Annotated in this window: 28 protein-coding genes; 21 read left to right on the top strand and 7 right to left on the bottom strand. The window is 74.0% G+C overall.

From position 1 onward, the window contains the following. Window positions 1-7 precede the first annotated feature (7 nt). The 9 genes from ACPCK6_RS01750 to ACPCK6_RS01710 all read left to right on the top strand — a co-directional run bounded on the left by ACPCK6_RS01750 (window position 8) and on the right by ACPCK6_RS01710 (window position 8030). Entirely contained in the window at window positions 8-718 is a 711-nt protein-coding gene (locus ACPCK6_RS01750) for a polyamine aminopropyltransferase (RefSeq protein WP_396881634.1), read from the top strand. Between the two features lie 72 nt (window positions 719-790). Next, a complete protein-coding gene (locus ACPCK6_RS01745; RefSeq protein WP_318333794.1) occupies window positions 791-970 on the top strand; it encodes a hypothetical protein in 180 nt (59 codons plus the stop codon). Window positions 971-1070: 100 nt separating this feature from the next. Next, the gene (locus ACPCK6_RS01740) at window positions 1071-2750 is read left to right on the top strand and encodes a long-chain-fatty-acid--CoA ligase (protein WP_396881633.1); all 1680 of its coding nucleotides are present in this window, start codon (window positions 1071-1073) and stop codon (window positions 2748-2750) included. Window positions 2751-2837: 87 nt separating this feature from the next. Continuing rightward, window positions 2838-3017, top strand: a complete 180-nt coding sequence (locus ACPCK6_RS01735) for a hypothetical protein (RefSeq protein ID WP_423480142.1) — start codon at window positions 2838-2840, stop codon at window positions 3015-3017. Window positions 3018-3084: 67 nt separating this feature from the next. Beyond that, the gene (locus ACPCK6_RS01730) at window positions 3085-4176 is read left to right on the top strand and encodes a DNA glycosylase AlkZ-like family protein (protein ID WP_396881632.1); all 1092 of its coding nucleotides are present in this window, start codon (window positions 3085-3087) and stop codon (window positions 4174-4176) included. A gap of 15 nt (window positions 4177-4191) precedes the next feature. Next, complete coding sequence (locus ACPCK6_RS01725) at window positions 4192-4746, top strand: P-loop nucleotide/nucleoside kinase family protein (protein ID WP_396881631.1); 555 nt, start codon at window positions 4192-4194, stop codon at window positions 4744-4746. Beyond that, the gene (locus ACPCK6_RS01720; RefSeq protein WP_423480141.1) at window positions 4743-5513 is read left to right on the top strand and encodes a maleylpyruvate isomerase N-terminal domain-containing protein; all 771 of its coding nucleotides are present in this window, start codon (window positions 4743-4745) and stop codon (window positions 5511-5513) included. The genes ACPCK6_RS01725 and ACPCK6_RS01720 overlap by 4 nt, the downstream gene beginning before the upstream one ends. Window positions 5514-5545: 32 nt before the next feature. Beyond that, window positions 5546-6313 carry a class I SAM-dependent methyltransferase gene (locus ACPCK6_RS01715; protein ID WP_423480140.1) on the top strand — a complete coding sequence of 256 codons (768 nt, stop codon included), beginning with the start codon at window positions 5546-5548 and terminating at the stop codon, window positions 6311-6313. Window positions 6314-6566: 253 nt separating this feature from the next. Further along, entirely contained in the window at window positions 6567-8030 is a 1464-nt protein-coding gene (locus ACPCK6_RS01710) for a PepSY-associated TM helix domain-containing protein (protein ID WP_423480139.1), read from the top strand. Window positions 8031-8171: 141 nt separating this feature from the next. Here ACPCK6_RS01710 and ACPCK6_RS01705 read toward each other — a convergent pair whose 3' ends face one another. The 3 genes from ACPCK6_RS01705 to ACPCK6_RS01695 form a co-directional block, all read right to left on the bottom strand. Further along, the gene (locus ACPCK6_RS01705; protein ID WP_423480138.1) at window positions 8172-8816 is read right to left on the bottom strand and encodes an alpha/beta fold hydrolase; all 645 of its coding nucleotides are present in this window, start codon (window positions 8814-8816) and stop codon (window positions 8172-8174) included. 39 nt (window positions 8817-8855) lie between these two features. Then, entirely contained in the window at window positions 8856-9830 is a 975-nt protein-coding gene (locus tag ACPCK6_RS01700) for a DUF1152 domain-containing protein (protein ID WP_396881625.1), read from the bottom strand. Window positions 9831-9914: 84 nt separating this feature from the next. Then, window positions 9915-10496, bottom strand: coding sequence for a carboxymuconolactone decarboxylase family protein (locus tag ACPCK6_RS01695; protein ID WP_396881624.1), 582 nt, complete (start codon window positions 10494-10496; stop codon window positions 9915-9917). Window positions 10497-10558: 62 nt separating this feature from the next. On the opposite strand from ACPCK6_RS01695, the gene ACPCK6_RS01690 reads away from it, so the two are divergent. Further along, complete coding sequence (locus ACPCK6_RS01690) at window positions 10559-11215, top strand: HAD family hydrolase (RefSeq protein ID WP_396881623.1); 657 nt, start codon at window positions 10559-10561, stop codon at window positions 11213-11215. Here the strand turns inward: ACPCK6_RS01690 and ACPCK6_RS01685 are convergent. Next, window positions 11212-11877: an NAD(P)-dependent oxidoreductase gene (locus ACPCK6_RS01685; protein WP_423480137.1), complete on the bottom strand. Its 666-nt coding sequence runs from the start codon at window positions 11875-11877 to the stop codon at window positions 11212-11214. The genes ACPCK6_RS01690 and ACPCK6_RS01685 overlap by 4 nt on opposite strands. Before the next feature lie 61 nt (window positions 11878-11938). On the opposite strand from ACPCK6_RS01685, the gene ACPCK6_RS01680 reads away from it, so the two are divergent. Genes ACPCK6_RS01680 through ACPCK6_RS01670 form a run of 3 tightly spaced genes read left to right on the top strand, consistent with a single transcriptional unit; the run spans window position 11939 to window position 13181 of the window. After that, window positions 11939-12307 carry a winged helix-turn-helix transcriptional regulator gene (locus ACPCK6_RS01680; RefSeq protein ID WP_396881621.1) on the top strand — a complete coding sequence of 123 codons (369 nt, stop codon included), beginning with the start codon at window positions 11939-11941 and terminating at the stop codon, window positions 12305-12307. Further along, a complete protein-coding gene (locus ACPCK6_RS01675; RefSeq protein WP_423480136.1) occupies window positions 12304-12546 on the top strand; it encodes a hypothetical protein in 243 nt (80 codons plus the stop codon). The genes ACPCK6_RS01680 and ACPCK6_RS01675 overlap by 4 nt, the downstream gene beginning before the upstream one ends. A 29-nt stretch (window positions 12547-12575) precedes the next feature. Then, window positions 12576-13181 (top strand): YdeI/OmpD-associated family protein, encoded by a 606-nt coding sequence (locus tag ACPCK6_RS01670; protein WP_396881619.1) that lies wholly within the window; start codon window positions 12576-12578, stop codon window positions 13179-13181. Window positions 13182-13204: 23 nt separating this feature from the next. Here the strand turns inward: ACPCK6_RS01670 and ACPCK6_RS01665 are convergent, their stop codons facing one another. After that, entirely contained in the window at window positions 13205-13807 is a 603-nt protein-coding gene (locus tag ACPCK6_RS01665; protein ID WP_423480135.1) for an alpha/beta fold hydrolase, read from the bottom strand. Window positions 13808-13936: 129 nt separating this feature from the next. On the opposite strand from ACPCK6_RS01665, the gene ACPCK6_RS01660 reads away from it, so the two are divergent. Further along, entirely contained in the window at window positions 13937-14161 is a 225-nt protein-coding gene (locus ACPCK6_RS01660; RefSeq protein WP_318333776.1) for a hypothetical protein, read from the top strand. Between the two features lie 14 nt (window positions 14162-14175). Here ACPCK6_RS01660 and ACPCK6_RS01655 read toward each other — a convergent pair whose 3' ends face one another. After that, on the bottom strand, window positions 14176-14427 hold the full coding sequence (locus ACPCK6_RS01655; protein WP_396881616.1) for a Rossmann-fold NAD(P)-binding domain-containing protein: 252 nt from the start codon (window positions 14425-14427) through the stop codon (window positions 14176-14178). Between the two features lie 325 nt (window positions 14428-14752). Between ACPCK6_RS01655 and ACPCK6_RS01650 the strand changes: the two genes are divergently transcribed. Genes ACPCK6_RS01650 through ACPCK6_RS01630 form a run of 5 tightly spaced genes read left to right on the top strand, consistent with a single transcriptional unit; the run spans window position 14753 to window position 18316 of the window. Beyond that, complete coding sequence (locus ACPCK6_RS01650) at window positions 14753-15529, top strand: hypothetical protein (protein ID WP_423480134.1); 777 nt, start codon at window positions 14753-14755, stop codon at window positions 15527-15529. A gap of 40 nt (window positions 15530-15569) precedes the next feature. Further along, entirely contained in the window at window positions 15570-16313 is a 744-nt protein-coding gene (locus ACPCK6_RS01645) for an SAM-dependent methyltransferase (protein ID WP_423480133.1), read from the top strand. 57 nt (window positions 16314-16370) lie between these two features. Continuing rightward, window positions 16371-16859 carry a YcxB family protein gene (locus ACPCK6_RS01640; protein WP_423480132.1) on the top strand — a complete coding sequence of 163 codons (489 nt, stop codon included), beginning with the start codon at window positions 16371-16373 and terminating at the stop codon, window positions 16857-16859. 41 nt (window positions 16860-16900) lie between these two features. Beyond that, the gene (locus ACPCK6_RS01635) at window positions 16901-17221 is read left to right on the top strand and encodes a PadR family transcriptional regulator (RefSeq protein WP_396881686.1); all 321 of its coding nucleotides are present in this window, start codon (window positions 16901-16903) and stop codon (window positions 17219-17221) included. Between the two features lie 33 nt (window positions 17222-17254). Next, a complete protein-coding gene (locus ACPCK6_RS01630) occupies window positions 17255-18316 on the top strand; it encodes a hypothetical protein (protein WP_423480131.1) in 1062 nt (353 codons plus the stop codon). 10 nt (window positions 18317-18326) lie between these two features. On the opposite strand, the gene ACPCK6_RS01625 is transcribed toward ACPCK6_RS01630, so the two are convergent. Continuing rightward, the gene (locus ACPCK6_RS01625) at window positions 18327-19733 is read right to left on the bottom strand and encodes an alpha/beta hydrolase (RefSeq protein WP_423480130.1); all 1407 of its coding nucleotides are present in this window, start codon (window positions 19731-19733) and stop codon (window positions 18327-18329) included. A 161-nt stretch (window positions 19734-19894) separates the two neighbouring features. On the opposite strand from ACPCK6_RS01625, the gene ACPCK6_RS01620 reads away from it, so the two are divergent. Both ACPCK6_RS01620 and ACPCK6_RS01615 read left to right on the top strand, forming a co-directional pair. Continuing rightward, window positions 19895-20089, top strand: coding sequence for a helix-hairpin-helix domain-containing protein (locus tag ACPCK6_RS01620; RefSeq protein ID WP_423480129.1), 195 nt, complete (start codon window positions 19895-19897; stop codon window positions 20087-20089). 4 nt (window positions 20090-20093) lie between these two features. Then, window positions 20094-20483, top strand: a complete 390-nt coding sequence (locus ACPCK6_RS01615) for a VOC family protein (RefSeq protein ID WP_396881609.1) — start codon at window positions 20094-20096, stop codon at window positions 20481-20483. Window positions 20484-20486: the final 3 nt, after the last annotated feature.

The following is a 20486-nucleotide window of genomic DNA, read 5'->3' as shown; positions in this document are numbered from 1 at the left end:
ACACCGGGTGGGCGCGCGTTTCGAGGAACTGGCCTGGCGGGAGACGCCGATCGGCGCGATCAGCCTGCGGCGGCGCCGTGACCCGGCACTGGACTCCGAGGTGTACGAGGTCAAGCTCGACGACGAGTACCTCATGTCCAGCGCCTTCCCGGTCGCGGAGATCGAACTGGCCCGGCTCGGGCTGGCCCCGCTCACCGGTGACGCGCTGGACGTGGTGGTCGGCGGGCTCGGCCTCGGCTACACCGCGCGTACCGCGCTGGAGGATCCCCGGGTTCGCTCACTGGTGGTGGTCGAGGCGATCGAGGACGTGATCGACTGGCACCGGCGGGATCTACTGCCGTTCGCCGCCGGGCTGGCCACCGATCCGCGTACCCGGTTCGTCCGGGCGGACTTCTTCGCCGCTGTGGCCGGCGACGGTCTCGACCCGGACGAGCCCGGCCGCCGCTTCCACGCGGTGCTGCTGGACGTGGACCACTCCCCCCGCCAGGTGCTGCACCCCAGCCACGCCTCGTTCTACACGGTCGACGGGCTGCGTCGGCTGGCCGCACTGCTGCACCCGGAGGGTGTCTTCGCGCTGTGGTCGAACGACCCGCCGGACCCGGCGTTCCAGCGCACGCTGACCGAGGTGTTCCCGACCTCGGTGGCGCACGTCGTCCGGTTCCCGAACCCGTTGCAGGGCCGGGAGGCGGCGAACACCGTGTACGTGGCCCGGCACTGATCCATCCGGCGGCGCATGGCCGCACGAGCAGCGGGAAAGCGCACGGCCCACCGTACGACGGGAGGCTGGGACATGCGTGCGTTGCTCTGGGTGGTCGGCGTGGTCGCCGGTGTGCTCATCCTGCTCGGGCTGCTGCTGGAGGCGGTCCGCTGGCTCGTCGTCATCGGCGTGATCGCGCTCGCCGCGGTCATCATCTTCGGGATCGTGAAGGGACGGCGGGTGGTGCACCAGCATTCGACCCGCCGCCGCTGACCTGCGGGGGTGTGACCCACCCGGCAACCTACGTGAGCGTAGGTTACCGCCCGGTTAAGTTAGGCTGGGGGCGTCATCCGCGCGACGAGGAGTAACGGCGATGGACGCGACCGCCCAGCGACCCTGGACCCGTAGCTACGCACCCGGGGTGCCCGCCGAGATCGCCGAGCCGGACGGCTCGCTCGTCGACCTGCTCACCGAGGCGGCCGGACGGTTCGGTCCCCGCGTCGCGCTCGACTTCTACGGCGCCACCACCACGTTCACCGAGCTGGCCGACCAGGTGGCCCGCGCCGCCGAGGCGCTGCGCCGGCTCGGCGTCGGCCCGGGCGACCGGGTGGCTCTGGTCCTGCCGAACTGCCCGCAGCACGTGGTCGCGTTCTACGCCGTGCTGCGCCTCGGCGCGGTCGTCGTCGAGCACAACCCGCTCTACACCGCCGACGAGCTGGACCGGCAGCTCACCGACCACGGCGCGACGGTCGCGATCGCCTGGGACAAGGTCGCGCCGCTGGTGGCGGGACGCGGCGCCGTGCGTACCGTGGTGTCGGTCGACCTGACCGCGGCGCTGCCGCGGCTCAAGCGGTGGGCGCTGCGGGTGCCGCTGCCGAAGGTCCGCGCCGCCCGCGCCGCCATGACCGCCCCCGCGCCCGGCGCCCTGCCCTGGTCGGAGCTGGTCGCCGCCGCCGGGCCGCTGCCCGCCGGGCATCCCGCGCCCGAGGCCGGCGACGTGGCGCTGCTCCAGTACACAGGCGGCACCACCGGCGAGCCGAAGGGTGCGGTGCTGACCCACCGCAACCTGCGCGCCAACGCCGCGCAGGGCCGCGCCTGGGTACCGGGCCTGCGCGACGGCGCGGAGACGGTGTACGCGGTGCTGCCGCTGTTCCACGCCTACGGGCTGACGCTCTGCCTGACCTTCGCCGTGAGCATCGGCGCGACGCTGGTGCTGTTCCCCCGCTTCGACGCCGACCAGGTGCTCGACGCGGTCCGCCGCCGCCCGCCGACGTTCCTGCCCGCGGTACCGCCGGTCTACGCGAAGCTGGCCACCGCCGCGCGCGAACGCGGCGTCGACCTCACCTCCATCCGGTACGCGATCTCCGGCGCGATGTCGCTGCCACCGGCCACCGTGGAGCTGTGGGAGCAGGTGACCGGCGGTCTGCTGGTCGAGGGGTACGGCATGACCGAGACGTCCCCGATCACCGTCGGCAACCCGGTCGCGCCGACCCGTCGGCCGGGCACCGTGGGCGTGCCGTTCCCCTCCACCGACGTCCGCATCGTCGACCCCGAGGACCCGAGCCGCGACCGCGCGCCGGGTGAGGCCGGTGAACTGCTGGTCCGCGGGCCGCAGGTGTTCACCGGCTACTGGCACCGGCCCGAGGAGACCGCGAAGGTGCTGCTGCCCGGCGGCTGGATGCGTACCGGCGACATCGTCACCATGGACGCCGACGGCTTCGTGACGGTCGTCGACCGGATCAAGGAACTGATCATCACCGGCGGGTTCAACGTCTACCCGTCCGAGGTGGAGGAGGCGCTGCGCCGCGTCCCGGGCGTACGCGAGGCCGCCGCCGTGGGCATGCCCACCGACGACGGCGAGGAGGTCGTCGCCGCGGTGGTGGTCGACCCGGCGGTGGCCGGCAGCCCGGAGGCGATCCGGACCTCGTGCCGCACCCACCTGGCCGGGTACAAGGTGCCGCGCCGGGTCGTGATCGTCGACGAGCTGCCGTACTCCCAGATCGGCAAGATCCTGCGCCGCGAGGTCCGCGAACGGCTGCTCGCGGCTCGCTGACGCGGGCTGCTCGTTTGCCGGCAGGACGGCGGGGGTAGACGGGCGTCCATGATGGATTCACGGGGCAAGGCAGTCGGTCGTTACGTCATGCGTCTGGTCGGGGGCGTGGCCGTCATCCTCGGCCTGCTCGGCATCTTCGCCACGCTCGCCGACGGCAACCTGGTCGGGATCGTGCTCAGCCTCGTGTTCATCGGCGGCGGGGTGTTCCTGCTCAAGCGCTCCGGCCCCGACCGCCGGACGGACTCCCTACCGGGCGCCGCCCGCTGACGGCGCCCGGCCACGCCGGTCCGCGCTCCGCGCCGGACGTGTCGGTGCCCCCGCCTACGCTGTGACGATGACCGACAGGCGTCAGGTGCTGGCCTTCCGCGTCCGCGCCCAGCAGCTCGACCGGGCGCGGGGCTCGCTCGCCGACACCGCCGTGCTCGACATCGGCGCACAGGACACCGGTCCCGACGGCGGCCGGTGGGCGCTCGCCACGCGCGGCGTCGACGTGACCTCGCTGACCGGCGACGACCTGGTCCTGCTCTGGACCGTACGCGGCGCCCCGCACCTCTACCGCCGCGCCGACGTGGGCGCGGTGGCCGCCGCGGTCGAGCCGTTCTCCGACGCCGACGCGGGCAAGCGCATCTACGACGCGGCGAAGCCGTTGAAGGCGGCGGGCATCGGCATCGTCGCCGCGCTCGACGAGGTGGCCGCGCGGATGCGGGAGATCGTCCGCGAGCCCACGGTCAAGGGCGCGGTCTCCGGCCGCCTGGCCGAGGTGATGCCCGAGCCCTACCTGCGGCACTGCCGGCCGTGCGACGCGATCCACCTCTACGAGATGCCGTTCCGGCTGGCCGCCGTGCGCGCCGGGCTGGAGCTGCGGCTCGACACGTCACCGCCGATCCTGGAACGCATCCGCGGCTTCCGTGCGGCCGCCGCGCCCGGCGACCGGTTCGAGCTCATCCGCGCGTACCTGCGGCTGCTCGGCCCGGCCACGCCCAAGCACGTCGCCGACTACCTCGACGCTCCGGTCAAGGAGGTCAAGGCCCGCTGGCCGCACGACGCGGTCGAGGTGAGCGTCGACGGCGAGACGCGCTGGCTGCTCGCCGCCGACGAGGCGGCGCTGGCGTCGGCGGACGCCACGACGACCCGCCTGCTCGGCCCGTTCGACCTGTTCCTCCAGGCGAAGGACCGGGCGACGCTCGTGCCGGACGCGGCCCGCGCCACGGAGCTGTGGCCGGTGCTGGGCCGCCCCGGCGCCGTGCTGGCCGACGGGGATCTGGCCGGCACCTGGCGGCCCCGCAAGTCCGGCCGGTCGTTCACCGTCGCCGTCCAGCCCTGGCGCAAGCTCACCGGCAGCACCCGCGACGCGGTGGTCGCCGAGGCCGAGCGCCTCGCCGCGTACCGGGGCGTGCCGCTCGCCGGCGTCGACTTCGCGGCGTGATGGCATCATGATCGCGTGATCGTCTGGCTCAACGGCGCGTTCGGTGTCGGCAAGACGACCACCGCGCGGCTGCTCACGAACGCGCTGCCGGATGCGCGGCTGTTCGACCCGGAGTTCCTCGGCTCGATGCTCACCGCGTTCGTCACCCCGCCGACCGGCGACTTCCAGGATCTGCCCCTGTGGCGTCACCTCGTCGTGCAGACGGTCACCGGGCTGGACCGGCACCACGCCGGCGTCTGGATCGTGCCGATGAGCCTGCTCGACCCGGCGTACCGGGCGGAGATCCTCGGCGGCATCCGCGCCGCGGGCGTCGACGTCCGCGAGGTCGTGCTCACGCTCCCCGAGGACCGGTTGCGGGCCCGGATCGACGCCGACCAGGTCGAGTCCGGCGCCCGCGGCTGGCGGCACGACCACGTCGACCGGGCCCTCACCGCGTTCGCGTCGGTGACCGACGCCCGTCTGATCGACGCGTCCGCTCCGCCCGAGCAGGTGGCCGACGCCGTCACCGCGCACGTGCGCGCCGAAACCCGCTGTCGGGCCTCCGGGCACGGTGGTAGACAGCCGGGGTGACCGAACCCCTGACGTTTCCCGATCGGCTGCGGCTGATCGACGACCGGTCGGCCGCGTTCCGGGACGCGGTCGCCGCCGCGCCGGACCTCGACGCGCCGGTGCCGACCTGTCCCGGGTGGACGCTGTTCGACCTGGCCCGGCACATCGGTCAGGGACGCCGCTCCTGGGCGGCCACCGTCGCCGCCGGACCGGAGGCCTCCGGGCGGGCCGCACCCGGCGGTCCGGACGCGCCCCGGGAGCGTACGGCGCTGCGCGACTGGCTGGCCGAGTCCACCGAACGGCTGCTGGCCGCGCTGGGCGACGCCGGACCCGATCGGGGCTGCTGGACGTGGTGGGACACGTCGCAGTCGCCGCAGAATTGCGGCGCCGTCGCCCGGCACCAGCTCCAGGAGATCGCGGTGCACACCTACGACGCCCAGCTCACCGTGGGCGCGCCGCAGCCGCTGCCGGTCGAGGTGGCCCTCGACGGCGTGGCGGACTTCCTGTTCACCTGCTGCGCGACCACTGTGCCGTGGCCGTACGAGCCCGCCGTCCTCGACTACCACCTCACCGAGGGCGAGTGGTGGCGCGTGCGGCTCTCCCCCGACGGCGCACGGGTCACCCGCCTTCCCCTCGGAGGCGATGCGGGCCCGGCCGACACCGCCGCCCGGTCCACCGCCGGTGATCTGGTCCTGGCCTTCTACGGCCGGATACCGCTGGACGCGCTCGCCATGGAGGGCGACCGGCGCGTACTCGACCGGATCGCGGCATGGGACCCGGACGCGTAGCCCGGCGGCCTGAGCGTGGAAGGATGCCCGGTATGCCGGATCGTGCGTTGAGCTTCGGGGCGGCAGCGCGGGCGTACGAGCGGTTCCGGCCCGGCTATCCGGAGGAGCTGGCCGACCTGGTGCTGGCGTACGCGGACCGGCCGGTCCGGACCGCACTGGAGATCGGCGCCGGGACCGGCAAGGCGACCCGGCTGTTCGCGCGGCGCGGCATCGCGGTCACCGCGACCGACCCGGACCCCGCGATGCTCGCCGAACTGCGCCGGCACGTCCCCGCCGACGTGCGGGTCCGGCAGGCCGCGTTCGAGCAGTTGCGCGCCGGCGAACGCCACGACCTGGTGTACGCGGCGGCGGCGCTGCACTGGACCGACCCGGACCGGCGATGGGAGCGGATCGCCGGGCTGCTCGCGTCCGGTGGCGTGTTCGCGTCGTTCGGCGGGCCGCTGCGGATCGCCGACCCGGCGCTGCGCGACGCGGTGGCCGCGGCCCGGTCCGCGTTCCTCGCCGACGACGAGATCCCGTCGCCGGACGGGACGCCACCGGAAGCCGCCATGCAGTGGCCCGGCACCGAGCTGCGCGCGTCCGAGTGGTTCACCGACGTGCGCCAGTCGCAGATCGCGCGGCGGATCACCATCAGCGCCGACGACTACGTCGGTCTCCTGTCGACCGTCTCGGCCTATCTCGAACTGCCGCCACCCGTACGTGAGCAGGTGTTCCGCCGCGTCCGGGACGTGCTGCCCGGCACGGTCGAGGTCACCGCGGATGTCACGGTCCACCTGGCGCGGCGGACGTCGCAGCCCTGATCAACCGGCACCGGATGATCCTCGACGGCACCCTGGCGCGAGTCGGCCCGCCACGACGCCCCTTCGCCGCCGTCGGCACGCGGAGGCGTCCTGGCACCGCGCCGGACGACAACCCGAAGATCTACGCGGACGAGGGAACTTCCTGACACACCTGACCGACTACTCGATCGGGAGACGGCAGCCGGGCAGCCCACGGCTCGACGGGCACGAGCCACCCCGAACCAAAAGCCCATATTTTCGATCGGAGTAGTCGATGTCCGTCACCGAACTGTCCGGCGATCCCGCGCCGGACACCTCCACCGCCGCGCCGTCCGCTCGGCCGGGCCGCCAGCCCACGCCGTTCGCCGCGCTGCTGACCCGGCTGCACTTCTACGCCGGCCTCCTGGTTGCCCCGTTCCTGCTGGTCGCCGCCCTGACCGGCCTGGCGTACACCATCACCCCGCAGCTGGACCAGGCCCTCTACGGCGACCGGCTGACCGTGGCCGCCGTCGGTGACCAGCCGAAGACCCTCGCCCAGCAGGTCACCGCCGCACGGGCGGCGCACCCCGACGGCACCATCGCCGCCGTGGCGCCCGGCACCGGCGACCGGACCACCCAGGTGGTGTTCTCGCTCGAGGAACTCGGCGACAAGCAGCACACCGTCTACGTCGACCCGTACACCGGCGAGGTGACCGGGCAGCTCACCACCTGGTTCGGCTCCACCCCGGCCACCACCTGGCTCGACGACCTGCACCGCAACCTGCACCTCGGCGAGGTCGGCCGGCACTACTCCGAGATCGCCGCCAGCTGGTTGTGGGTTCTCGTTCTCGGCGGGGTAGTCCTGTGGTGGCGCCGCCGCAGCGCCACCCGCGCCCGGACGACACACCTGCTCGTACCGGACCTGACCGCCCGCAAGGGAGTTCGCCGTACCCGGGGCTGGCACGCCACCACGGGTGTCTGGCTCGCGGTCGGCCTGCTGTTTCTCTCTGCCACCGGCTTGACCTGGTCCCGGTACGCCGGCGCGAACTTCAGCACCGGCCTGGACACCCTGCGCGCCGGCACTCCGGAACTCTCCACCTCCGTCGACGGCGTGGCCCCGCCCGCGGGCGGTGGTGAGCATCAGCACGGTGGCGCGGCGACCGGCACGGCGGACAATCCGGCGTCCTACGACAACGTGCTGGCGTCCGCGCGCAGCGCCGGACTCTCGGGACCGGTGGAGATCAGCCCGGCCGCGGAGTCCGGCCTGGCCTGGACCGTCGCCCAGGTCGACAACGCCTGGCCGGTCGCGAAGGACCGAATCGCCGTCGAGCCCACCACCGGCGCGGTCACCGCCCGCAGCGACTTCGCCGACTGGCCGCTGCTCGCGCAGCTCAGCAGCCTCGGCATCCAAGCCCACATGGGAATCCTGTTCGGGCCGATCAACCAGGTCCTTCTCGCCGCGCTCGCTCTCGGTCTGCTCTGCGTCATCGTCTGGGGCTATCGCATGTGGTGGCAGCGCCGCCCCACCCGCGCCGGCCGTCGCGCCCCGCTCGGCTCACCGCCCGCCCGAGGTGGCCTCCGCGGGCTCCCGTGGTGGGCGCTGCTGCTCGGCGTACCGGTCACCCTGGCACTCGGCTGGGCACTGCCCTGGTTCGGCGTCACCCTGCTCGGCTTCCTCGTCGTCGATCTCGTCCTCGGCCTGCTCGCCCGTCGGCGCCGCCGGCCCCTACCCGTCTCACCCGCGCCGGCCGGCAGCTGACCCCGGCGGCTATCCGGCCGTCACCGCCTCGGAGAGACCGGACAGCCGCCGTGAACCCTCAGTCGCGGATCCGCACGGCGCCTCGCCCCTCCCGATCAGCATGTCGTCGGGAGGGGCCGGACGGATCACGGCGAGGCGGGATCAGGACACCAGGTAGGCGGTCAGCCGGTCGGCGAGCGGGCCCGGACGGCTGAGCGCCACCGCGTGGCCGCCGTCGATCTCGTCCGGCACCACGCCGAGCCGGTCGGCGGCCACCCGGCGCTGGAAGTCGGCGGGGAAGAACCGGTCGTCGCGGCCGATCAGCACCCTCGTCGGCACGGCCGGCCAGGTGGGCAGCGGCCACGGCTCGTCCCACTCCGCGCTGACCTGCTCCCGGGCGTGCGCGGGTGCCTCGGCGACGATCTCGGCCGGCACGCCGTTGTAGAACTGCTGCTCCTCGCTGAGCCCGTCCGGCTCGCGGTAGCCGGTGTTGCCCCACCAGTCCCCCGGCTTCTCGCCGGGCCGCGGGATCATCGGCGTGAGCAGGACCAGCAGGCGCACCGGCAGCCGGTCGGCGACCAGCGCTGCGGTGAACGCGCCGTACGAGTGCCCGACCACCACCAGGTCGTCGCGGTCACCGGCGGCGTCGATCACCGCCCGGCCGAACTCGGCGAACCCCGCCGACCGGTCACCGATGGGCAGCTCCGGCACCACCGCGTCGTGACCCCGGGCGGCCAGCTCGGGAACCAGCAGATGCCAGTCCCACGCGCTGCCCCCGCCACCGTGGATGAGCACGAACGTCGTCATGCCCGGACCCTCCCACACCGGTACGACATGCCGTGGCCGTCAGTGCGGATACGCCCGGGGTACCCGGGCGGCCCGCAGCTCGTCGCGGAACGCCTCGATGCGGGTGATGACCTGGCGCCGCCCGATCGTGTTCTCGATCCGGTCGAGGTAGAGGCAGCGGGCGGCGAGCCGGGGCAGGTCGACGGAGAAGTAGATCGCCATGAGGGGGTTGACGAACAGGTCGCCGTGGCCGGTGCGCCGGCTGAACCGTACGTCTCCGAACGCGCCGCCGGTGGCGGCGGCGATCTGCCCCTGGACGATGCTCGGCCGGTGCGGGGTGGCGGCCTGGGCCTGCGCGACCGCCTCGCGGTAGAGCACGGCCTCACGGCTGGAGCCGGGAATGGACAGCGCGCCGAGGTAGCCGCCCTCCCGGTCGAGCGCGGCCAGGTTCTCCAGCACCTCGACGTGGTTGACGCCGTCGTGCGCGTCGATGCCGAAACCGAGGCTGCTCACCAGCCGGACCGGCACGTCCAGTCCGGCCACGGCGGCCAGGCTGGTGATGTCCTCCACCGGGGTGCCCAGGCCGCTCTCGTCGCCGCGCAGCAGGATGTCGGTGCCGCCGTCGACGAGCACGATCGCGTCGAGGTCGAGCCGGTCGACCAGGTGCCGGTACGCCTCGCGCAGCGGCTGCACGCCCAGCGGCGGGAAGGCGTACACGGTCGACGGCAGGTCCCGGCCCGCGAGCCAGCGGGCCAGGTGCGCCTCCGGGAAGTACCAGTCCGGGCTGAGGGTGTCCGGCCGGATCGCCGCGACGTGCTCGTCCACCCACACCTGCCGGTCGAGCAGTTCCAGCTCCGAGAAGGAGAGACTGGCCAGGTGCACCCGCTTGCCGGCCTGCCAGAGCGCCAGCGCCAGCGGCAGGCCGGCGTATACGTCGAAGCCGCCGCCGGCGCCGGCGATCAGGACGTCGGTCGCCGGAGCCAGGGCGGCGAACAACGGCGGAACGGCCAACGTGTACGCGGCGGTGTCTGTCACCGGATGATGATCTCCGCTCGCGTGGCGGCCCGCTGCCCCGAGGCCGCCCGGTCGAGGCACGGCCCGGGGCCGGGGCCCGCTCGCTCAGACCGGGCGGCCGAACGTGACCGCCTCCCGGACGAGCCGTGGCGCCTTCTCCGCCAGTTGCGCGTCCGGCCGCGCGCCGAGCGCGTCGTTCACCGTGGAGAAGGCCAGCCGGAACGCGATCAGCGTGGTCGCCTCGAAGATCTCCCGGTCGCTCAGGCCGGCCTCGCGCAGGCGTCGCGTGTCGCCCTCGGTGGTGGCGTTCGGGTCCGTCACGACCCGGCGGGACCAGTCCGCGAGCGCCGTCTCCCGCTCCGACAGGTCCGCCTCGTCGCCGCGCAGCACCGCGGCGGCGGTCTCCTCGTCGCTCATCCCGGCCAGCCGCGCGCCCCACGCCAGCGAGCAGTACGAGTCGCCCCGCGCGGCGGCCGTGGCGGCGACCAGCACCGCCACCTCACGCGAGGACAGCGTGGACTCGGACAGCAGCTCGGTGCGCGTGTTCTGGAAGGACATCAGCACGTCGGGTCGCCAGCACCAGACGCGGGTGAGGTTGTTGACGTAGCCGTCGGAGGCGAGGTCGTCCTCGTACGCGGCTTTCGACGCCGGGCTCTGCGGCGGTTCGGGGAGGAAGGCGGCATTCATGCGCGCAGTCTGCGCCACCCGGGCGCCCCCCACAGGCTGATCAACGACAGTACGATCCGCGAATGATCCAGGCGGTCTTCTTCGACGTGGGCGGGACGATCCTCGACGAGACCCGCGAGTTCGCGACCTGGGCGGACTGGCTCGGCGTACCGCGGCACACGTTCTCCGCGGTCTTCGGCGCGGTGATCGCCAGAGGGCTGGACTACCAGGAGGTGTTCCGGGCGTTCCGGCCGGACTTCGACCTCACCGCCGAACTCGCGCGCCGGGTCGCGGCAGGCGACCCGGAGTCGTTCGGCGAGGAGGATCTGTACCCGGACGCGCGGGCCTGCCTGGCCGCCCTGCGGGAGCAGGGATTGCGCGTCGGCCTGGCCGGCAACCAGCCGGAGCACGCCGAGGCGACGCTGCGGGCGCTCGACCTGCCGGTGGACGTGATCGGCACGTCGGCGGCCTGGGGCGTGGCGAAGCCGGCGCCGGAGTTCTTCGACCGGGTGGTCCGCGCGGGCGGCGGCGACGCGTCGGCGATCCTGTACGTCGGTGACCGGCCGGACAACGACGCCGCCCCGGCGATGGCCGCCGGCATGACGGCGTGCCTGATCCGGCGCGGACCGTGGGGCCACATCCTCGACATGCCGGACGTGGCCGACCGGTGCCTGTTCCGCATCGGTTCGCTGGACGAGCTGCCGGCCCTGGTCGCACGGCACAACGCGGCGGGAGGCTAGTCCGGCACGTCCCCGAAGACCGAAACCCGGGTGCGGTGGTGGCGCGGCGATTCGATCTCGTCGACCACCGCGACCGCCAGATCGGCGTACGACAGGTGCGCGAGCACCCGGGCCTGCTCGCCGCCGAGGCGGTAGCGGCCGGTGCGGGGACCGTCCACGTCCAGCGCGGCGGGCGGGGTGAGCACCAGCCAGTCGACTGTGGTGTCCGTCGCGCGGAGCCGGTCGAGGCCGGCGGCGTGGCTGAGCGCGAACGGCCGCAGCTCGGCGGGCAGGACGGCCGGGTCGTCGTGGAGGGGCCGGCCGCGCACGTCGGTGAGCGTGGCGAACAGGCCGATCGCCACGAGCCGCGGCACGCCTGCGCGGGCCAGGCCGTGCAGCAGCGCGTCTGCGGCCCGGACGAAGAACTCCGGGTCGGCGCCGGCGGCGGCCAGCGTCTCCGGCCCGGACGCCGGGCTGACCGCGTGGACGACGGCGTCGTGCCCGTACCCGATGGACGTGACGGCCTCCGGGTCGGTGACGTCGCCGCGTACCGCGGAGGTGAGGTCGGGATGGCGGGCGGGGTCGCGGACGACGGGGATGACGCGGTGGCCGCGGCGGTGGGCCTCGGCGGTGATCGCGCGGCCGGCCCGGCCGCCCGCGCCGAAGACGACGATGCTGGTCATGGCGCGACGCTAGGCCGCGGGGTGCCGGTTACCGCAACGGTACCGGGGTTACGCTCGGGCGGTGACGCCGCTCGATCCGGACATGTTCCACCCCGCGTGTCCGTCGCGGATGGTGCCGGTGCAGATCGGCGACAAGTGGACCGCGATGGTGGTGCTGTGCCTGGAACACGGGCCGCGCCGGTTCACCGAGCTGCGGGTGCCGTTGCGCACGATCACGCCGAAGGTGCTGGCCGAGACGTTGCGGGCGATGGAACGCGACGGGCTGGTCACGCGTACCGCCTACGACGAGAACCCGCCGCGTGTGGAGTACGCGCTGACGCCGCTGGGCCGCAGCCTGCTGACGCTCGTCGCGGCCGCCCGGTCGTGGAGCGAGCGGCACCTGGACGAGGTGCTGACGGCCCGGAGGTCGCACGACTCACGGATGCCGTGACCACACCCGTCGGCACCGGGCGTTGTGCCGGACCGACCGGTGCGCCGATCCTGACCTCGGCCGTGGGATACGCGTTCCGTGAGCGCGATCCGGCGGCGGGCATCGTGGGCGGGCTGATCGGCGCGGGGCTCGCCGGCGCAGGCGTGGCGATGCTGGTGGCCGGACGGCGGATACGGCGGGCGGCCGACGCGTCGCCCGACGGGGATCGGCGGGCGGCTGAGCCGGGCGTCCGGCAGTAGCGTCGTACCCCCGGCATAGCCTGCTGGTCATGGGAACCGCTGAGCTGGACGAGCTGATCGTGGCCGACGCGGACGCGCTGCGCGCGTGGCTGTCCGCCCACCACGACACGTCTCCCGGTGTCTGGCTCGCCCTGACCCGCAAGGGCGGCACCGTCACCACGCTGACCTGGCAGCAGGCGGTCGACGAGGCGTTGTGCTTCGGCTGGATCGACGGGCAGGCCCGCAAGCGCGACCAGGAGAGCTCCTGGATCCGGTTCACTCCGCGCCGGGCCCGCAGTTCCTGGTCGCAGCGCAACGTCGGGCACGTGGCCCGGCTGGAAGAGCAGGGGCGGATGACACCGGCGGGCCGGGCCGCGGTGGAGGCCGCGAAGGCGGACGGCCGGTGGGCGGCGGCCTACGCGCCGCCGTCGGAGGCCGAGGTGCCGGCCGACCTGCTCGCCGCCATCGCGGCCGAGCCCGCCGCCCAGGCCATGTTCGACGTCCTGACCAGCGCCAACAGGTTCGCGCTCATCCACCGGCTGAACGCGGTCAAACGGGCGGAGACCCGGACGCGCAAGATCGGCGAGTTCGTCGCCATGCTGGCCCGCCACGAGACGTTCCACCCGCAGAAGGCGAAGCCCTCGACCAGGCCGTGACGTCACGGCCCCCTCGCCACGTCTCACGCGTGGTCCCGGACGAACGCGCGCATGAGCGCGGCGCACTCGGCCGCGTGGGTCTCCAGCAGGAGGTGGCCGCCGTCGTAGAGGTGCGCGTCCATCCGGTCGAGCGCGCGGTGGTACGCGAGCACCTCGGCCACGTCGAAGTACGCGTCGTGCCGGCCCCACAGCACGAGCGCCGGCGGCTGGTGGGCGCTGTGGTACGCGGCGATCTCGCCGAACCGGGCGACGTGGGTGGCGTAGTCGGTGAACAGCGCGAACTGCGCCTCGACGTTGCCGGGCCGGGTCATCCGCTCCCAGTCCAGGTGCCACGCCTCGGGCGCCTGCAACGGGCGTACGTGCTCGGGCAGCCCGGCGAGGTACTGGTCCCGGGTGCCGGCGAAGGTCAGCCAGTCGGGCAGTGCGGCGCGGGTGGCCTCGCCCGGGTCGGCCCAGTACGCCCGCGCGGTGTCCCACTGCGCGCCGAGCCCGTCGGCGTGCGCGTTACCGCTCTGCACGTGCAGCAGCAGCACCGCCGGGTCACCGGGGCGTCCGGCCTCGCGGAAGAACACCTCCAGGCCGTCGACGTCGGCGTGCCGGTGGCGGATCTTCTGACTGGCGCGCATCACCTCATCCTGGCGGTCCGGCCGCGCCCGTACGGCCGATTCCGGCAGCCGCGACGACCCCGCGCCCGGCGACCGGCGGGGTGAGCCGGGCGTACGCTCGAACGAGCCGACGGCAGGAGGTCGCCCGCGATGATCCCGGTGCTGATCCTGTTCGGGCTTCTCCTCGGGCGCTGGTGGCGGTCGTCGCTCGTCGCCGCCGCGCTGGGCTGGCCGGTCCTGCTGGTCGCGACCGGCGTGATGGACGTCGGCGCCGGGCTGCTCGGCGCGGCCGGGCTGGCCGTCGCGAACACCGGTGCCGGCGTGCTGCTCCACCAGGGAGCCCGCCTGGCGATCCGGAGCCTGCGGGCGTCCTGAGCCGGGCCCGTGCGCTACACGGTGCCGCCGGTGTTCCGGATCATCCGCCGGAGCACCTTGAGGGTGGTGACGTAATCGGCGTCGTCGACGCCGTCGTGGATGCGGGCCCGGATCCCCGGCGCATGCTGCTTGAGCCGGAGCCGGGCGTCCTCCCCCGCCTCGGTGATCCGTAGCCGGCCGTCCGCGTCGCGGGTCAGCCAGCCGCGTTCGCGCAGCACCTCCGCCTCGGCGTCCAGGTCGTCCTCGGCCCGCAGGTACGAGCGCATCGCGTGCCGCAGCTCGGGGGCGGTCAGTCCGCCGCCACCGGGCAGGAGGTCGTTCGGGGACAGGTTGCGCAGGAGCCAGAACTGGGGCTGGGTGAAGCCGTGCGAGGCATGCTGGGCCCGGGTGAAGGCGATGAGCGACTCGTACGCGACGCCCGTCCAGTAGGCGGCCGGCTGGCCTGCGAGGTCGGCGTCGGACAGGTGCGGTGCCGTCAGGGTGCTCTACCTCCGGGAGTGGTCGGGTGCCCACGACGCTAAGACCTCAACCACGCTTCAGATCAAGCCGCGCGGGGCATCGCGTTCCGGCCGGTCCCGGCATGATGAGCCGATGCGGGTAGCGATGGCGACCGACGCGGGGCATCCCGGCCGTACCAATGAGGATTTCGCCGGCGCCGTACCCTGCGGCCTGGTCCTGGTCGACGGCGCCGGCGGCATCGCGGGTGCGGACGAGGTCTGCCACCACGGCATCGCCTGGTACGCGACCCGGCTCGGCGGCGCGCTGCTCGGCGCGCTGGCGCAGGAGCGGAGCCTGCGCGACGTGCTGGCCGAGGGCATCCAGCGGGTCACCGACGCGCACCGCGACACGTGCGACGTCGCCCATCCGATCAGCCCGTTCGCGGCGGTGGCGCTGCTGCGGTTCTCCGGCGACAGCGTCGAGCACCTGGTCCTCGGCGACGCGGTGGCCGTCGTCGGCCGGGCGGGCGGCGAGCCGCTCGTCGCCCACGATCCGCGCGAGGTGGTGATCGCCCGGTCCTTCGAGGAGCGGCTGACGGACGTGCCGGAGGGCGGCGACGAGTACCGGCGGCTGCTGATGGAGCTGCGATCCCGCCGCAACAGCCCCGGCGGCTTCTGGGTCGCCAAGGACGACCCGGCGGTGGTGGCCGAGGCGGTCACCGGCGCGTGCCCGGCCGGCGAGGTGGGCACGGCGGCGCTGCTCAGCAACGGTGCGAGCCGGCTCGTGGACACGTTCGGCCTGACCGACTGGCCGGGGTTGCTGCGGCTGCTGGCAACCGACGGCCCGGCCGAGGTCGTCCGCCTGGTGCGCGAGGCGGAGGCACGCGGGGGCGTCGCCACCGACGACGCGACGATCGTCTGCCGCACCTGACCGGCACGACAATCCGGTTGTACTCGTGTTGACTGCGGCGATGGACCGTCAACGTCTCAGCAGCATCGCGCACTCGCACCACCCGATCGCGGCACCGCTCTCCGGTGTCAACGTCAACCGGCTGCTGCGCCGGGCCGGTCGCCGGCCGGCGGCCCGGATCCTCGACCTGGGCTGCGGCGAGGCGGCGTGGGCGTTGCAGGCTCTCGCGCACTACCCGGACGGGCACGCCGACGGCGTGGACCTCAACCCGTACGCGCTGGAACGCGCCGCGGAGGCCGCCGCCGTGCGCGGCCTCGCCGAGCGGCTCACGCTGCACGAGCGCGACGCCCGGTCGTACGTGCCGGACGGCGACTACGACCTGGTGCTCTGCGTCGGGTCGACGCACGCGTTCGGCGGGTTCGGCGGGACGCTGGAACTGGCGGGCCGGCACGTGAACGCCGACGGCATCCTGATGGTGGGCGAGGGCTTCTGGCAGGTGCCGCCGACGCCGGAGGCGCTGACCGCGCTCGGCGCGAAACCCGACGACCACACCGACCTCGCCGGTCTGGTCGCGGCCGCCGAGCGCGCCGGCTGGACCCCGGTGTACGCGCACGTGAGCGATACCGCCGAGTGGGACGACTACGAGTGGTCGTGGACCGGTTCGCTGACCGAGTGGGCACTGGACAACCCGGGTCACCCGGATGCCGCCGACGCGCTCGCCGCCGCCGGGGAGCACCGGGACCAGTGGCTGCGCGGGTACCGGGGCGTGCTGGGCTTCGCGACGCTGGTGCTGCGCCGGACCTGACCGGCGCGCTACGCGGGTCCAGCTCGGCACAGGCGGGCGGGGCACTATCGTTCGGGCGTGCAGATCCGTTTCGCCGTACCGGCCGATCCCTCCTATCCGGCCCGCGTGGCCGCCGCGCTCGCCGCCGCCCGGCTGCGCCGGTTCGGCTTCATCGGCGCGGCCCTCGCCGCGATCGGGGTGGTGGGCTGGATCGCCTCGCAGGCGTCGGCGCGGTTCGCGTCGCTGTGGACCGCGTTGATCGTGGCCGGCGTGCTGTCGATGCTGTACGCGCCGTGGGTGCGGTGGCGGGCCCGGCGCCGCTCCGGCGGGTACGCCGTCGAGGGCGGCTACGACATCGACGACCGCAACATCATGATGCGCAGCGGTTCGGAGTCCGGCGGCATCGCCTGGGACGGCGTCACGCGGGTCACCGAGACGCCGGATTTCTGGATCGTGTACGTGGGACGGATGCCCGCCACGGTGATCCCCCGGTGGCTGATGTCCGCCGAGGACGCCGGGCGGCTGCGCGCCTTCATGGTGGAGCGGCAACTGCTCGGCGACCGTTGACGATGTATTGATTGGCTGTATATGTTGCCTCGGTGACTGAGATGCGCGAGGCGACCTTCCTGATCCTGACCGCGCTGGCCGACGAGCCGCGCCACGGCTACGGGATCATCCAGGAGGTCGCCGGCCTGTCCGGAGGCCGCGTCAACCTGCTGCCGGGCACGCTCTACGCCGCCGTGGACCGGCTGGTCGCGCAGGGCCTCGTGGAACTCAGCCACGAAGAGGTGGTCGACGGCAGGCTGCGCCGGTACTACCGGCTGCGCGCCGACGGCCAGGCCGAGCTGGCACGCCAGACCGAACGGCTGCGGCAGCTCGCCGCCGCCGGCGAGGCCCGGCTGCGCGCCCTGCGGCCCCGCACCGCCTGACCCCCACCGTCGCGGCCCGTAGGGAGACACCCCATGTATCGCTGGCTGCTGCTGGCCTACCCCCGTGACTACCGCCGCACGCGCGGGGCCGAAATCCTGGAGACGGTACGGGACGTCGGCGCGGCCCACCGGCGTATCCGGGTGGCAGCGAATCTCGTACGCCACGGTCTGCGCGCCCGGCTGGGACGGCCGGCGAGCCGTACCGTGGTGGCCTGGGCGTCGGTGTTCGCGGTGGTCTGCGGTTTGTTCGCCGCGTCGTTCGGCACCTGGCTCGCGTGGCTCGGCTCCCGCCCGCTCGACCACCGGGACCTCGCCGCCGTGGTCGGCCGGCTCTACCCGGACCGGCAGGTCAGCCACCTCGACCAGGACGACCCGCCCGCCGTGTTCCTCATCTACGGCCACCCGCTCGACAAGGACCTGTTGTCCGCGTTGCTGCTCGGCGACGGCGGCGAGTACGCGCCGGCCGAGCTGACCGCGTCGTTCGACCAGGCGCCGCCCGCCGGCCTCACCGAGCTGCGGCAGCGCCTGGACGCCGCCGGCTGGGAGCAGAGCGAGCCCGTCCGGTCCGACGCGTACGGCTGCGTCCCCGGCAGTCCGCGCTGCGACCCGGCGTCCATCCCCTCCGACATCGCCGTGTACGCCGAACGCGGCGACCACATCCTCGCCGTCGAGCTCAACGCCGAGGGTTCGATGCACCTCACCCTCAGCCGCGCCACCCCCGGCGCCGCGTATCCCGCCGGGGTGATCGGCTTCGCGCTGGGCACGCTGGGCGGCTGGGTGCTGTTCGGCTGGGCCAGCCGCCGCACCGAGGGACGGCGCCCGCTGGTGCAGGGGCCGGTGAAGGTCCTGTACGGCGTCGCGATGCTGTTCTGGACCGCGCCGGTCCTGCTCGGCGCACCGATGATGCTCACGCACCACCTGGGCGAGCCGCATCCCCGCTGGCACGTGCCGTGGGAGTGGCTCGGCCAGCCCGCGCTGTCGCTGCCGTTCCTGGTCGGCGCGTTCCTGCTGATCGTCGCGCTGGGATTGGCGGCGCTGCCGCCCCGGCGAGCGGCCGGCCGTACGCTCGCCGGGGCGTCGGACCCGGCGGTCTAGCGGCGCCGAGTCAGCTCGCCGGGCATCGCGTGCCGGGGGCGGGCACCGTGAGATCGACGAGGTACCTGTCGACCACGGCAGTCGTGCAGTCGTTGCGCTGGTAGGTGCCGTGGCCCCAGCCCTCGTAGGTGACCAGACGCCCGTGCCGGCCGAGTTGCCGGGCGACGTTCACCGCCCAGGCGTGGCCGGTACGGGGATCGTGCCGGGAGTTGAGCAGCAACAGCGGCAGGCGGGTGTGCACGTTCAGCTCGTGTGGCGGATTACGGACCGGGGACGGCCAGCCCAGGCAGGTCTGCACTGCGAGCAGACCGGCGCCGTACCGGACGTCCGGGGCGGCAGCCGCGGCGTCCCGGACCAGTCCGGCGTACTCGGCGTAGTCGCGCACCTGCGCGGGCCAGTCCGCGCAGAACGCCGCGACCGAGATCGAGAGATTCACAGCCGGGGGCGGCGTGCCGGCGTCCATGTCCCGCACGATCGCGGCGAGTTGCGGCCAGCGCGGGCTGGCGAGCGTGCCGAGTGCCACGGCGGTGACGTCGAAGGCGGTACGGGGGGCGTACTCACCACTATCCGCGCGGGCCAGCACCCGTGCCCACACGGACCGTACGTCCCGTCCGTGGAGCACACAGTCCGCCGAGCTGTCGCACCAGGAGACGAACTCGTCGAACGAGTCCTGCAACGTGGCGGCCTGGGTCCGCACGAAGGACCGCACGTCGAGGCTGTGATCGAACACGCCCTCCAGCACGACGGCCCGCACGTGGCCGGGGTACCGCTCGGCGTACTGCTGGCCCAGCAGAGTGCCGTACGAGCTGCCGTGGAAGGACAGCCGCCGCTCCCCCAGCGCACGCCGCAACGCCTCGAGATCACGGACGGTGCTGAGCGTGTCGGCGTGGTCGAACACCGGGCTGGTCGGGCGGCACCTGCTCCACAGGGCCCGGTTGTAGGCCACCGCGGCGTCGAAGTCCGCCTGACCGGCAAGTGGGACGGGCGGCCTGCGCAACGCCGGATCCGCGGTACAGAAGGGCGCGGCGGTGCGGGCCACGGTGCGCGGGTCGACGCTGACCAGGTCGAACCGGTCCAGCAACTCGTCGCTGAACCGGTCGCCCCTGCGGATGCGTTCCACCCCCGAGTCGCCGGGGCCGCCCGGCCCGAACACCAGCGTGCCCACCCGCTGCTCCGGCAGGCGCGCGGACCGGCGTGCCACGGCGAGGTCGAACGTCGGGCCGTTCGGCCGGGCCCAGTCCACCGGCAGTCGGAGCCGGGCGCACCGCACGCGCGGATCCGGCGGGACGTCCGGCAGGTCGTCGGCGCACTCGCCCCAGGCGAGGCGCGGCGGCGGGGAACCGGCGCGCGCCGCGCCGGGCAGTCCCGCCAAGACGGTGAGTGCGGCCAGAGCGACGGCCACGGTACGTCGGAACACGGCACCTCCCGGTGTCTGGATGCTCGTCGATTCTTCAGCGGCATCCCGCCCGAGTCCCATACGGAAACGCCCCGATATGCCCGTCGGGCCTTTCCCCCATTCCGTCCCTGACGCCGAGGTACGGCAGGCGAGCCGTACCCGTGGCGGTCTAGCATCGGGCGATGACGTCCTCCCTGGACACCCTGCCGAAGATCGGCGCACCGGCCACGCGGGCGCTGACCGCCGCCGGCTACACCACGCTGCGACAGCTCGCCGGGGTGCCGCGCGCGGAGCTGGCGCGGCTGCACGGCATGGGGCCGAAGGCGCTGGGCGTCATCGAGGCCGCCCTCGCCGAGCACGATCTGCGGCTGAGCTGAGGAGGTGCCCCCTCTGCCACTCGGGCGACTCCACCACCTGATCGTCGACTGCCCGGATCCGATGGCCGAGGCGCGGTTCTGGAGCGCGGTCCTCGGCGACCCGATCACGTACGCGGACGACGACTTCACCGTCGTGTCGGCGAGCACGGCGGCGTCCGGGCTGGCGTTCCAGCGCGCCCCCGGGCTGGTGCCGCCGACATGGCCGGATCCGGCGGTGCCGCAGCAGATGCACCTCGACGTGATGGTCGACGACCAGGACGCGGCGGGCGAGGCGGTGCTCGCGCTGGGCGCGCGGCGGTTGCCGGGCGACCACGTGTACGCCGACCCGGCCGGTCACCCGTTCTGCCTGATCAGGCGCCCCACCTGGGCGTCGCCGGTGGATGGATCCGCGTGACCG

Origin of the sequence: Micromonospora sp. AB353, from assembly GCF_049538395.1 — a bacterium.
Lineage (GTDB): Bacteria > Actinomycetota > Actinomycetes > Mycobacteriales > Micromonosporaceae > Micromonospora > Micromonospora aurantiaca.
The sequence above is the reverse complement of the archived record's forward strand: the minus strand, read 5'-3'. Positions and strand labels throughout refer to the sequence as shown.